The following is a 12260-nucleotide window of genomic DNA, read 5'->3' as shown; positions in this document are numbered from 1 at the left end:
GCGCTGGTCATGCTTCTTATGGTCAACTCTCACCGCATTCAGCATATGCGTAAGTGACCATTTTCCAATGTCGGTACAATTACAGTTTCACTGACATCAAGTGCTGAGGGTTGAGTATGGCGGGCCGGAAGGCGCGTTCTCCTGTCAAGGGGCGTGCTACGATTAAAGACGTTGCGGCGGCAGCCAATACAAGCATGATCAGTGTTTCCAGAGCTTTTCGCGAAACATCAAAGGTCAGCTCTGATCTGAGAATACGGATTGAACAGGCCGCAGCAACCTTGGGGTATGTTCCTGATCGTGCGGCAAGTGCGCTTGCCTCCTCCAGATCCATGAATGTTGCCGTGCTTATTCCTTCGATTACCAACATGGTGTTCATGGAGGTTATTGCCGGGATAAACGATATTCTTTCCCCACAAGGGTATCAGTTGATCACTGCCGCAACGGATTATTCTCCTGTTGAGGAGCATCGGCTGTTAAGAGGGCTGCTTTCTTTTCGTCCTGATGGTGTGTTGTTATGTGGAACAGACCATTTGCCGCAAACATTCCAATTGCTGACAGAGCCCGCCGTGCCGGTGGTTCATATGATGGAACTACATCATAGACCGGGTAGCTACTCAGTCGGATTTTCTCAAGAAAGCGGTGGGGCGGCAGTGGCGCGCCATTTCCTTGAGCGAGGCTATGAGCGGGTTGGCTTCGTGGCCTCGCAGCTTGACCCCCGGACAATGGCACGGGGGGCAGGTTTTCAGCGCATTGTGGAAGAGACAATGCGCGTGGCTCCTTATGTTCTCACTGTGCCGGATCGCTCGTCTATCGAACTCGGCGCCAGACTGACGGCGCGTGCTTTGCAGGAATGCCCCGACCTGAATGCCCTTTTTTTCTGTAATGATGATTTGGCGCAGGGGGCATTATTTTATTGTCAACGGCATGGGATAAACGTTCCACAGCAGCTTGCCATTGCCGGTTTTAACGATTTGCCTGCTTCAGCATGGATTATGCCGTCCTTAAGTACGGTGGCCACACCCCGTTACGAAATCGGGAGAGAGGCTGCAAAAATGCTGGTGGATTTAATGCTTGGGAAAGAGCCCGCCAACCCTAGTCTGGATCTTGGCTTTACATTTATAAAAAGAGAAAGCAGTTAGTATTGTGCATGTTAAACTGATTTCTGCTCAAGATATTTATTCCGTGAGCACTGTATTTTTAGATGTTGTGTTAATTTTTCTAGAATGTCGCTCTTTAACCGTGGAATAATCCAGTAAAGATCAACATCCACCGCATGGTGTGGGGCAAGTTCAATTAGCTCGCCTGCCGCAAGATGTTTTTGGGCGAGAGAAAGCGGTTGTAAACCCCAGCCTAACCCCGCGAGAGCAAAGTCAAGAAATCCCTGAGTGGAAGGGATATAATGCACATGTAATGGCAAAGAAAGCTGGTGCACTTCCTGTAGCCACCGTGTTTGAAGTCTGTCCCGTTTTTCAAAACACATACAGGGTGCTGTGGTAAATTCGTCTCGTGTAAAGCCCTTGGAAAAATAGCGTTGTACAAAGGTGGGGCTGGCGCAGGCGGCATAACGCAACACACCCAGATGGAGAGTGCGGCACCCTGATACCGGGGCAGAATCTGCCGTAACCGCCGCCATCACATCGCCCGAGCGAAGCCGGTCTGCCGTATGGGCTTCATCCTCGACCAGAAGGTCCAGAAAAACGTGGGTTTCTTTTGCAAAACCGGCGATAGCTTCGGGAAACCACGTTGCAAGACTATCAGCATTAACGGCAATTTTGAGACTGGGAGAGCGCGATATTGCCAGAGCGGCATCTGCCGAGAGCTGGGGGATTTCAGCTTCAAGCAAACGAACCTTGTCAATGTGCGCGCAAAGAGCTTTGCCCAGAGCTGTAGGCTTGCAGGGCTGCCCTCTGATAATCAGGAGCGCGCCTAGTTTCTCCTCGTATCCTTTCACACGCTGTGAAATGGCCGAAGGTGTGATTCCAAGAGCTTGAGCAGCCCCTTCGAAAGAGCCTTCGCGCACAACGGCACTGACAGCATTTAAGGTGGCATAATCCAGCATGAAATAAGAATTGCTTCATATGATTTAGAAAAACAAGTTTTTCTTATCAAAAAAAATCGCCTACCCAGAACGCATGATGTCGTTCCTACTTTCCTTTTCGGCCGGTTTTGCGCTTTCAGCCTCTTTGATTATCGCAATCGGGGCGCAAAATCTCTTCGTGCTGCGTCAGGGGCTGAAGTGCCAACATGTCGGCGCGATTGTCCTGTTTTGTGCCGTTTCGGATGCCGTGCTGATTATCGCCGGTGTGAATGGGATGGGGGCTCTCGTTTCTGCTCTTCCTGTTCTCTCTATGGGCTTCACGCTGGCCGGAGCGGCATTTCTAGGGTGGTATGGAGTGCAGTCACTGCGCCGGGCGGTGCGCCATGACAGTATGTCTATAGTAGCGGGGCAGGGCGTTTCCCTAAGGCAGGCGCTGGCTGCTGTAGCGGCTTTTACCTGGCTTAACCCGCATGTTTATCTCGATACGGTTCTGCTGATGGGGGCTGCGGCAATGGCGCAACCCCCATCAGCAAGGCCGGTATTTGCAGCAGGTGCGGTATCGGCGAGTTTTTTATGGTTTGCGGCTTTGGGTTACGGCGCACGTCTCCTGCAACCCATCTTTGCGCGGCCCCGTGCCTGGCAGAGTCTCGATGTTGTCATGGGTGGCATCATGCTCATGCTCTCGATGTCTTTGTTGTGGAGCAGCTTCTTTCATCATTGTCTGACGCAGGAATAATGATCGCCATGAACTGGATCGCTCTCTTTCTCGCCGGTATTTTTGAAGTGGTCTGGGCAACGGCCATCAAGCAGTCAGCTGGTTTTTCCAGATTAGGGCCATCCGTGGTGGCCGTTAGCGGATTTTTGATCAGCATTGGCCTGCTTTCAACGGCCATGAAATCTTTGCCGCTTGGAACGGCTTATACGGTCTGGACCGGAATAGGGGCCATAGGCGCATTTGCCGCCGGGATAATGTTCTTTGGTGAAAGTGCCTCGGCAATACGCTTTCTGGCGGCTATTCTGATTGTGTCAGGCCTCACATTAATGAAAATTGGTGGTCAGGCGTAGGCCGTCTGGAAAAAGCTGTATGTCCATGCCATCCTTACGGCTGCTCAGCCTGTGAGCGACTGAATGACGTCCGTCAGTATTTCAACCCCTCTGCGGATCTGAAAGTCATCCAGTGCTGCATAACCCATGACCAAACCGACACAGTCCGGTGCCTGTTCAGGAAGTGCGCTGTCATAAAGAGGGGAGATGGGATAGAGGCCGAGGCCACACTGTTTGCTTCGTGCCAGCAGAGCCGATTCAGAAGCAGCGGCCACATCATGGAGCCAGACGACGACATGTAGCCCGGCTTCTGCCCCTTCGATCGTTATTCTGTTGCCTAAGGATCGCTCCAGAGCATCGAGCAGACAGCGGCGGCGTTCGGCATTGCGGCGGCGCACACGGCGGATATGCCGTTCATACAGGCCGCTTTCCAGTAATGATGCCAAGGCCTCCTGTTCGGCTACAGGGCTATGTCTGTCAGCAAGCTGCTTGGCGGCGGCAAATATTGCCTGAAGACCGGAGGGAACGATGACATAGCCAACCCTCAGACCGGGTGAGAGGATTTTGGAGACTGTCCCGAGGTAGATGACGCGGCTTGTCTCACCCCCAAGGCCGTAAAGGGGAGGGACAGGCTTGATATCGTAGCGATACTCGCTGTCGTAATCATCCTCAATCACATAGGCTCCAGTCTCTTGGGCCCAGGCAAGTAACTGCTGCCGCTGTGCAATCGGCATGACGCCACCAAGGGGGAACTGGTGTGAAGGTGTTACATAGGCAAGGCGGGCATCCGCTCTGGTCCACAGGGGCGCATCCTGAAGGTTTGCGCGGGCAGAAATGGATACCGCTACCGCCCCGTTAGCGCTGAACGCCTGCCTTGCCATCTGATAGCAAGGGTTTTCTACAATAAATCTATCGGTCGGGTCGAGAAAAATGCGTGCGCAGAGATCAAGCCCTTGCTGAGAGCCACTGACAAGAATGATCTGTCCAGCATCACAGTGCAGACCACGTGCTCGCCATAGGTAAGCCTGTAACGCAGTGCGCAACCGCAGGCTACCTTCCGGTGGCCCATAGCTCAAGCGGCCTGATTGTCGCGTCAGGGCCGCTGTGAGTGCGCGCTTCCATGCAAGGGTCGGGAAATCCCGCGCTGCTAGATGACCGTACCGAAAGTCGATAACAGGCTCCGGGGTAGCCAGATGATGACTTTGACCTGTTGCCAGTCTTTTCATTCGCTCCCCATAGGCTGAGAGCTGATGCAAGGAGCGGTCGGATTTGTTGTCCAAGACAGAAATCTGGCGAGGCAGAAGTGAGGCTACGCGTGTAGGCGCACCCTGACGGCTTTCAAGAAAGCCCTCGGCGAGCAACTGCTCATAGGCTGACGTTACGGTTGAACGTGCGATGCCCAGTTCAAGTGCCAGTGCTCGGGTGGAGGGCATGGCTGTTCCCGGCAGATATACTCCCTCTGCAATCTGCGCTTTCAGCGCTTCATATAACTGCCGCCCGCCAAGTGGCCTTGTGCGAGGTAGTTTTGCAGAAAACTGGACTGGCATAATTTATCATAACTGGACGTTAATAATGGTCCAGTATTGCGTTACTTTTCTGGAAAGCCAAGGGGGTAATCCATATGCACGTTCCACCCGTTTTCCACGAAGATAATCCTGAGATCCTACACGGCATCATCCGCAATGCACGGCTGGCGCAGTTTGTGACAGCGACTGCCAAAGGGCCAATTGCAACACCACTTCCTCTGTTTCTGGATACGGAGGAGGGTGAGTTCGGAGTTCTGTACGGGCATCTTGCTCAGCCTAATCCACAATGGAAAGAACCTGTGTTGGGGGAGGCGCTGGCCATTTTTATGGGGGCAGACGCCTATATTAGTGCAAGCTGGTATCCTTCCAAGCAACTCCACCACAAGGTTGTCCCCACCTGGAATTATGAGGCCGTTCAGGCTTTTGGCCCGGTAGAGTTCTTCAGAGATCCGAACCGCCTTCTTGCTATCGTCACACGGCTGACGAACCAGCACGAAGCAACGCAGAAAACACCTTGGCATGTTACGGATGCGCCGGATGCTTTCATTCAAGGGCAGCTTAAGGGGGTTGTTGGCCTTCGTATGCCGATTACCCGATTACTGGCCAAGCGTAAGATGAGCCAGAACCGGGGAGCCGATGATCGGGCCGGTGTGGTGCGGGGGTTGGCGGCAAGCGCTGATCTCTTGGATCGTGCCGTGGCGCAGATGATCCCGGTTGAAGGGGATGCTATTCGGCCTGATCTTGATTGAGCAGGGCAGGGAGCGGGGCATGTAGCTGGCCAAAGCGCTTCCTGTACTCGGCGGGCGTTACGCCAAGATGGCGTTGAAAGACCCGCCGCAAAACCCTGACTGAGCCAAAACCAGCTTCGGCTGCGACAACTTTTGGAGGTTTTCCACCGTCTTCAAGCAGGTTTCTGGCGAGAGCCAGGCGGGTTTGCTCAACCCAACGGGCGGGTGACAGGCCGGTCTCCTGAGCAAAGAGGCGTGTCAGTTGTCGGCGTTCAAGCGCGAGCATTCCTGCCATTGTTTCTACGCTGTATTCAGCGCTCGGTTGCTGCATGATCTGCCGTTGCAGAGATTGTAAGGCAGACCGGCCCGCAGGAGACAGTTCTTTTTGCCGGCTGTATTGTAACTGGCCGCCGGGGCGCTTGTAAAACAATACAAGTTGCCGCGCGACATCACGGGCAATGCGGTCTCCCAGATCTTCCCGCACCAGAGAAAGCGCTAGATCCAGACCAGATGACACACCCGCGGCTGTTCGCAGCGCGCTATCTTGCCTGACGATTGCATCTGCATCGACTGTTATGGCCGGAAAGCGCTCACGTACGCAGTCCACATCAGCCCAGTGCGCGGCGATGGTGCGCCCATCGAGCAGGCCAGTTTGTGCAAGCGGGAAAATACCACCGCAGACGGAGCCAAAGCGCCGGGTTTTTGGGGCTTCCTGCTGTAACCAGGCCGTTAAAACCGGATCGTTGGTTCTGGCTGAGGCATCGGGGGATCCGGCCACCAGTAGCGTATCAATGCACTGATTGCGGATATTCCCGAGCAGCAGGTCGGCTCGCAGGCTGAAACCACATGAACTGCGGATGTCCTTTTTTGTAGCCGCAATGACCGAGCGGTAGAACGGACGACCATGAACGGTATTGGCCTCAGCGAAAACGTCGGCTGGTCCGGCTATATCCATTAACTGGACACCATCGCTTACCACAAAGACAATCAGAAGTTCGGTCATCCTGTTTCCGGTTCCTGTTCAGCCTGTCATGCTTCCGGTTTCTATATAACGTTGATGCCATGCAAGGGCTGCGGGGAGATGCTGGGGAATATGCTGGCCGAAACTATGCTGCCGTGCCTGATCGAAATAATCCTGTAACTGCGGCCTGAAATCAGGATGTGCACATTTGCTAATAATAGCTCGTGCGCGCTCAACGGGAGCAAGCCCACGTAGGTCTGCAAGTCCTTGTTCAGAAACAATAATCTGCACATCCTGCAAAATATGATCCGTATGGGGTAGCATGGGTACAAATGCCGATATCTTACCGCCCTTGGCGGTAGACGGGGTCACAAAAAGCGACAGGAATGCATTGCGTGCAAAGTCGCCCGAGCCTCCTATGCCGTTCTGGATGCGCGACCCCATGATGCAGGTGGAGTTTACGTTGCCATAGATATCGGCCTCAATCATGCCATTCATGGCAATAATCCCAAGGCGCCGTATCAACTCGGGGCTGTTACTGATTTCTTGCTGCCGGAGCACAATTTTCTGTCGGAAAAATGTGGCATTATCATTAATACGCTGCGCCGCTTCAGGGCTCAGGGAAAAAGAGGAGGCCGAGGCCACTGTCATCCGGCCGCTTTCCAGCATGGATAGCATGCCGTCCTGAATGACTTCACTGAACCCGGTCAGATTTTCAAACTGGCTGCTATTCAAACCTTCCAACACGGCATTGGCGATATTGCCTACCCCGCTCTGGAGCGGCAGCAGTGATGGCGGAAGTCGTCCCTGTTTGACCTCATGGGCGAAAAATTCCATGACATGACCAGCAATCTGCCGTGCAATTCCGTCTGGCTCGGCAAAGGGAGCATTCCGGTCCGCCTCATCCGTCATCACGACAGCCGCAAGACGATCGAGGTCGATGGAGAGTGTGCCAGACCCGATGCGGTCGCCGGGGCGGATGAGCGGAATGGCCTGCCCGTTGGGCGGTGTGCGTATGCCACCCCAGATGTCGTGAATGCCTGCGAGTTCAGGGTTTTGCCATGTATTGATCTCGATAATGATTTTATCGGCAATCTGCGCCCATGTTGGGGTATTACCGACCGAAGAACTCAGTGTCAGCGTCCCGTCAGCAGATACTGCCACGGCTTCGATAATAGCCACGTCTGGTTTGCCAAACTGTCCCTGCCTTGCTTTTTGCGCCACCTGCCCAAGATGCGTGTCGAGATAGAGTGTGCTGCCTTCGTTGATCCGCGTCCGCATTGTGGCATCGCCATTATAGGGGCAGCGAAATGCCACGCCGTTGGCCTTGGCTAACGCACCATCAAGCTGCGGCCCTGTTGAAGCGCCCGTCAGAAGCCGAACTGTAAACGGATCGCCAGCGGCATGGGCCGTTTCAATGCGTTGAGCAAGCGCCTCTGGCACGGCTTTAGGGTATCCTGCGCCGGTAAAGCCGCTGGTGGCGATGATATCCCCGTTGCGGATCATTGCAGCAGCGTCATCTGCTGTCATGATACGATCAAGGAATGTCTGGTTCTGGATACGGTTTTTCATGGACGGCTTTCATCCGAGTGGTCTTGGAGTCACTCATGATGGAAGCCGAACAGCCGCAACAGCAACGCCAATCATGGCCCGAAAATGAGGTATCATGGACTATATTGGGACATGTCTTGCCACAGGCCTGTGATAGTGGCGCTGCCGGTTATTCACGCGGTTTGAGAGAGGGCTTCCGCCCCTGATATGCTTGTGGATACGGCATATCTGTTTAATCGGATTCTATTGCGTGGCAGAGAGCTTGGTCTATTCCCTATGTTAGGATGCGTCCTGCATGGAAAGGCGCATATTAACAATCATGTCCGGTAGCTTTGCGCAGTCAATATAGCCAAACGGAGGGAGTATTCTTACCTGCTCTGGAATCATATCTGGGTAAATATTGGCCAGAAAACGCATAACGGTCGTGGTACGTTCATCTACCAATGAATAGATTATATGACGGCCTTCCCGATGCCCTTCGATAATTCCCGCTTCCCGCAGGGAGGTGATCTGCTGCGACAGGGTGGGCTGGCGGATTGATAGAACGAGCTCTAGCTCGGTGACAGAGCGCGGCCCTTCCAGCAGGCTGCTGATGATGGCAAGTCTATTGGCATTGGCGAGTTGTTTAAGCAGTTCAACGACATCATCTGTCTGTCTACAGCCTTCGACATTCGTCATGGTCTGGCTTTTCCTTGCATCCGCTACTGTCTGATACTACCAAGGCTAGCCTTATTGGGCTGTCGGGCGCAACCGTTGCATGCGTACGCGAGTGGGTAAAAACACGATGGAAAAAATATATAACATGATATAACGATCAAATGACCATTTCCGCCTCGCCTCAGCCGCCCTGTAAGCATGAACGCTCCCCGCTGCGTATTGGCGTTCATCCAGCCAATCTGCATCTGACTCTTGCCGCGGCATGGGACATGCAGTTCGACAGTCTTGATGTTGAGTTTGTACGCTATGATGGGGGCAGTCAGAGTGCTGACGTCTTGAGTCTTGGTCAGATTGATGTGTGCGGAACCAGTTCCCCTCAACCGCTGTTTGCCGCGGCCAAGGGGCTGGATGTTATCCTGCTTGCTGCATCAGCGCCGCGCAGGCTGGATGGTTCTATCGTCGTACGTGCGGATTCTCCTGTCTGGTCATTACAGGATCTGGTCGGCCGTAAAATTGGTCTGGCCCAGAAGTCATTCCAGATTTACCTTCTGGTGCAGGCGCTTGAAAAAGCCGGCCTGAGCTTGGATGACATAACCATCTGTGACGTCATGCCCGGTGCAGGTCTGGCTGTTCTGCAACAGGGGAGTATCGATGCGTTAGTGACGCTCGCTCCCTATCAGGACTATGCCATGACAATAGGCAATATGCGCTTACTGGAAGGTTCCGAAGCGCTGATTCCCAATCGGTCTATATTCTGGACGTTGGGAGAAAGACAGTTAAGCGCGTATGCGCGGGCTAGTTTTTTTGATGGTCTGGAACGGCTTGGTCGTGAAGTTCCGCAAGATGTTGCGCGGGCTTCGTATATTCTGGCGGCTGATGCGGCTGGGAGCGTGTTAAGAAAGAGCTGGCAGCGGGCCATTCTGGCACGCGATTGGAGCATTCATCATATCAATACGACAATCCTGCGCGAGTTGCAGGATGAGGCGGACATACTGTTCCGTCATGGTGTGCTCGAACGGTCTATTGACTTGATGGAATAAACGCACTGTCAAACCGCTTTCGGTTGGCAGGCTTTACCTTTTTCTCATCTTTATATTGCGCGCTTCCGGCCCTTTTCTGAAGGGGGCGGAGCGTCTGTGCGTGCCAGAGCATCGTCAGGGGCCGGGCATGCTTTTGGTATGCGCCAATTCCACCACAAAAAAGAGATATAAAATTATATAGCGTAAATTCTGCGCTTACTATATGAGTCACGAATCGTGAAATAACAAAACAACTATAAAACACAGTTAAATACTAATGGCAGGGAAAGCGAAAGGGAGCGGTATCGTCGTGGGCATGCGAAAATGGCCGAGGCCGTTACTCCAACTTGGCACCTGCATTAATGGGCAAGCTGTCCTATCTACTTTGCTACCGGTTATGATCCTGCTTGGTATATGGGCGCTTTTGAGTGCCAGTGGTTTGTTCCCTCGTGACATTCTGGTGCCTCCTCTGGTTGTTCTGAATACGCTGATAGCTGAGGCAGCCAGCGGCGAATTGGCGCAGCAGGTTGGGAGCAGCCTTGGGCGGTTGTTCGCCGGTTATGCTCTTGGGGTTCTCGTCGGGCTGGCCTTGGGGGCTGCAATGGGTTTGTCCCTTACGCTCAAAGCCTATTTTTACCCGTTGTTCCAGTTCGCGCGACAGGTGCCGTCATTGGCGCTCATTCCTGTGTTCATTCTGTTTTTTGGTATTGGCCAACTGGTAGAGATCATTCTCGTCGCCAAAGTTGTAACGCTGACGGTTGCTCTGGCTACTCTGGAAGGTGTTGCGGGTATTCGTGGCACATGGCGCGATGTGGCTGCACTGTACGAGGTGCGGGGCTTTCGGTTGCTGTGCAATGTTATTTTTCCAGCTTCGGTGCCGTCAATCATGACAGGCTTACGGATTGCCCTAGCCAGAGCGTGGATGGTGCTGGTGGCTGTGGAGCTCATGATTTCCGATAAGGGGATCGGCCAAATGCTCGAATGGGGGCGGCAGGTCTTTCGGGTTGATATTGTTTTGGGGGGTGTTGTTCTGGTCGGGGTGATTGGCTTCGTGCTGGATCGCCTGATCCGTCTGCTTGAACAAACCATCCTGCGTTATGGACATCTGGCGTGAAGGCGCGTTTTGCCCCCTTGTGGCCATCTATCTGGCATGTGCGCGGTACGGTGCTGCCTGCTTTGTTACTGCTGGTCTGGGTTTGGCTTTCACATCATGGGGTAACAGGGCGCTATATCTTCGTGCCTGTCAGCGACATTCTGGCGGGGGCGGCGGCAACAATGCGTAGCGGCGAACTGCCAGAGAGCATCATAGCCTCTCTGGCGCGTGCGGGAGCAGGGCTGTTCATCGGAACTGTAAGCGGCGTTGCACTAGGGTGCCTTCTGGGGCTTTCCCGCTCGGCAGAACGACTGATTGGCCCTGTTTTCAGTGCGGTGCGGCAGGTACCTGTTATCGGGTTGGTGCCATTGGTCAGCCTATGGTTCGGCAATGGTGAAAGCGCCAAACTTCTGGTCGTGTCGTTGGCGGCTTTTTATCCAATGGCTATCGCCAGTCATGGCGGCGTAAGACAGACTGACCCTCGTTATCTGGCTGTAGCGGAGATTTATGGCGTCAGTGGTTGGCCGCGTTTACGAGATGTTGTTTTGCCATCTGCAATGCCTGCCATTTTTACCGGTTTCATGCAGGCAGTGGTTTTCGTGTGGATCAGCACGATTGGAGCTGAACTGCTTTTCAGTCCCGCAGCAGGGCTGGGGGCCATGATGGCGAATGCGCAGGCCGCATTTCATACCAACATAGTGCTGTTCTGCGTGTTGGTGATTGGAGTGCTCGGCTACCTCATCGATGCTCTGGTGGTATTGACCGCCAGATTGACCCTGAAATGGCGTAACGTGCGCTAAATATGACAGGATCAGATTTTTCATGAATATTTCTAATCTGATTGAGAGTTCAGATGCTCCCGCACGCTCAGTCCGGGGGAAGGTTCGGCTGCGCGGGTTGACTAAATCCTATCAGATCGGCGGTCGGACATTGCCCGTTCTGGTCGGGATTGATCTAGACATCGCAGCAGGCGAGTTCGTGAGTATTGTTGGGCGGAGTGGGTGTGGAAAATCTACGCTTCTGCGCCTGATTTCCGGTCTGGATCGAGATCATGCGGGGGATATGTGGCTTGATGATGTGCCAATCATTGGCACTAGTCTTGATTGTGGCATGGTTTTTCAGGATTCATCCCTGTTTCCATGGATGACGCTGCGCTCCAACATCGCCTTTGCATTGCAGGGGCGTGCTGATCTGAGCGATGTGGAAAAAACCCGCCGCGTGACGGACGCGATTGATTTGGTGAGGCTGACGGAATTCGGCGATGCGTGGCCTCGCCAACTATCGGGTGGCATGGCGCAGCGTGGCGCAATTGCCCGAGCGCTCGTGAATGAGCCTGAACTGCTTTTGCTGGACGAACCGTTTGGCGCTCTGGATGCACTAACCCGCACCTACTTGCAAAGAGAGTTACAGCATATCTGGCTACGTCAGCGTAGCACGATGATTCTTGTAACCCATGATGTGGAGGAGGCGGTGTTTCTTTCCGACCGGATCGTGGTGATGGACGCCGCGCCGGGGCGGATACACCGGATTGTGCCGGTGCCATTAAGCCATCCGCGTGATCCGGCAGATCCCGCCGTCCAACGTATCAAAGAAACAATACTGACCGACCTTGTTGGTGACTAAGCTTTTCTGGAGATATGGAT

Annotated in this window: 13 protein-coding genes; 8 read left to right on the top strand and 5 right to left on the bottom strand. The window is 53.8% G+C overall.

Annotation, left to right across the window (positions count from 1 at the left end):
• The first annotated feature begins 116 nt into the window (after positions 1-116).
• Positions 117-1139 (top strand): HTH-type transcriptional regulator GntR, encoded by a 1023-nt coding sequence (gene gntR / locus J2D75_RS11620; protein WP_207854984.1) that lies wholly within the window; start codon positions 117-119, stop codon positions 1137-1139.
• Between the two features lie 11 nt (positions 1140-1150).
• Here the strand turns inward: gntR and J2D75_RS11615 are convergent, their stop codons facing one another.
• On the bottom strand, positions 1151-2059 hold the full coding sequence (locus tag J2D75_RS11615; protein WP_207854983.1) for a LysR family transcriptional regulator ArgP: 909 nt from the start codon (positions 2057-2059) through the stop codon (positions 1151-1153).
• A 73-nt stretch (positions 2060-2132) separates the two neighbouring features.
• Between J2D75_RS11615 and J2D75_RS11610 the strand changes: the two genes are divergently transcribed.
• Positions 2133-2774 carry a LysE/ArgO family amino acid transporter gene (locus J2D75_RS11610; protein WP_341534977.1) on the top strand — a complete coding sequence of 214 codons (642 nt, stop codon included), beginning with the start codon at positions 2133-2135 and terminating at the stop codon, positions 2772-2774.
• Positions 2735-3103 carry a DMT family transporter gene (locus tag J2D75_RS11605; protein ID WP_408736765.1) on the top strand — a complete coding sequence of 123 codons (369 nt, stop codon included), beginning with the start codon at positions 2735-2737 and terminating at the stop codon, positions 3101-3103. The genes J2D75_RS11610 and J2D75_RS11605 overlap by 40 nt, the downstream gene beginning before the upstream one ends.
• Before the next feature lie 44 nt (positions 3104-3147).
• On the opposite strand, the gene pdxR is transcribed toward J2D75_RS11605, so the two are convergent.
• Positions 3148-4629, bottom strand: coding sequence for a MocR-like pyridoxine biosynthesis transcription factor PdxR (gene pdxR, locus J2D75_RS11600; protein WP_207854982.1), 1482 nt, complete (start codon positions 4627-4629; stop codon positions 3148-3150).
• 74 nt (positions 4630-4703) lie between these two features.
• Between pdxR and J2D75_RS11595 the strand changes: the two genes are divergently transcribed.
• On the top strand, positions 4704-5357 hold the full coding sequence (locus tag J2D75_RS11595) for an FMN-binding negative transcriptional regulator (RefSeq protein WP_207854981.1): 654 nt from the start codon (positions 4704-4706) through the stop codon (positions 5355-5357).
• Here the strand turns inward: J2D75_RS11595 and J2D75_RS11590 are convergent.
• From J2D75_RS11590 to J2D75_RS11580, 3 genes are all read right to left on the bottom strand, one after another.
• Positions 5335-6339, bottom strand: a complete 1005-nt coding sequence (locus J2D75_RS11590; protein WP_207854980.1) for a GlxA family transcriptional regulator — start codon at positions 6337-6339, stop codon at positions 5335-5337. The two genes, J2D75_RS11595 and J2D75_RS11590, sit on opposite strands and share 23 nt — an antisense overlap.
• An 18-nt stretch (positions 6340-6357) precedes the next feature.
• Positions 6358-7869, bottom strand: coding sequence for a succinate CoA transferase (locus J2D75_RS11585; protein ID WP_207854979.1), 1512 nt, complete (start codon positions 7867-7869; stop codon positions 6358-6360).
• Positions 7870-8127: 258 nt separating this feature from the next.
• A complete protein-coding gene (locus J2D75_RS11580; RefSeq protein WP_207854978.1) occupies positions 8128-8526 on the bottom strand; it encodes an ArsR/SmtB family transcription factor in 399 nt (132 codons plus the stop codon).
• A gap of 140 nt (positions 8527-8666) precedes the next feature.
• On the opposite strand from J2D75_RS11580, the gene J2D75_RS11575 reads away from it, so the two are divergent.
• The 4 genes from J2D75_RS11575 (at position 8667) to J2D75_RS11560 (ending at position 12240) form a co-directional block, all read left to right on the top strand.
• A complete protein-coding gene (locus tag J2D75_RS11575) occupies positions 8667-9545 on the top strand; it encodes an ABC transporter substrate-binding protein (RefSeq protein ID WP_207854977.1) in 879 nt (292 codons plus the stop codon).
• Between the two features lie 418 nt (positions 9546-9963).
• Positions 9964-10638: an ABC transporter permease gene (locus J2D75_RS11570; RefSeq protein ID WP_207854976.1), complete on the top strand. Its 675-nt coding sequence runs from the start codon at positions 9964-9966 to the stop codon at positions 10636-10638.
• The gene (locus tag J2D75_RS11565; protein ID WP_207854975.1) at positions 10635-11417 is read left to right on the top strand and encodes an ABC transporter permease subunit; all 783 of its coding nucleotides are present in this window, start codon (positions 10635-10637) and stop codon (positions 11415-11417) included. The genes J2D75_RS11570 and J2D75_RS11565 overlap by 4 nt, the downstream gene beginning before the upstream one ends.
• A 22-nt stretch (positions 11418-11439) precedes the next feature.
• Complete coding sequence (locus J2D75_RS11560; RefSeq protein WP_207854974.1) at positions 11440-12240, top strand: ABC transporter ATP-binding protein; 801 nt, start codon at positions 11440-11442, stop codon at positions 12238-12240.
• Positions 12241-12260 lie beyond the last annotated feature (20 nt).

The sequence above is a fragment of the Acetobacter suratthaniensis genome, from assembly GCF_017377745.1.
GTDB classification, from domain to species: Bacteria; Pseudomonadota; Alphaproteobacteria; order Acetobacterales; family Acetobacteraceae; genus Acetobacter; species Acetobacter suratthaniensis.
Note: the sequence above shows the minus strand (reverse complement) of the source record. Positions and strands in the feature narration are given on the sequence as shown.

Excerpts from the sequence above, each read along its gene's own strand:
- gntR (WP_207854984.1), top strand. The coding sequence starts at position 117 with ATGGCGGGCCGGAAGGCGCGTTCTCCTGTCAAGGGGCGTGCTACGATT.
- J2D75_RS11615 (WP_207854983.1), bottom strand. The coding sequence starts at position 2,059 with ATGCTGGATTATGCCACCTTAAATGCTGTCAGTGCCGTTGTGCGCGAA.
- J2D75_RS11610 (WP_341534977.1), top strand. The coding sequence starts at position 2,133 with ATGATGTCGTTCCTACTTTCCTTTTCGGCCGGTTTTGCGCTTTCAGCC.
- pdxR (WP_207854982.1), bottom strand. The coding sequence starts at position 4,629 with ATGCCAGTCCAGTTTTCTGCAAAACTACCTCGCACAAGGCCACTTGGC.
- J2D75_RS11595 (WP_207854981.1), top strand. The coding sequence starts at position 4,704 with ATGCACGTTCCACCCGTTTTCCACGAAGATAATCCTGAGATCCTACAC.
- J2D75_RS11590 (WP_207854980.1), bottom strand. The coding sequence starts at position 6,339 with ATGACCGAACTTCTGATTGTCTTTGTGGTAAGCGATGGTGTCCAGTTA.
- J2D75_RS11585 (WP_207854979.1), bottom strand. The coding sequence starts at position 7,869 with ATGAAAAACCGTATCCAGAACCAGACATTCCTTGATCGTATCATGACA.
- J2D75_RS11580 (WP_207854978.1), bottom strand. The coding sequence starts at position 8,526 with ATGACGAATGTCGAAGGCTGTAGACAGACAGATGATGTCGTTGAACTG.
- J2D75_RS11575 (WP_207854977.1), top strand. The coding sequence starts at position 8,667 with ATGACCATTTCCGCCTCGCCTCAGCCGCCCTGTAAGCATGAACGCTCC.
- J2D75_RS11560 (WP_207854974.1), top strand. The coding sequence starts at position 11,440 with ATGAATATTTCTAATCTGATTGAGAGTTCAGATGCTCCCGCACGCTCA.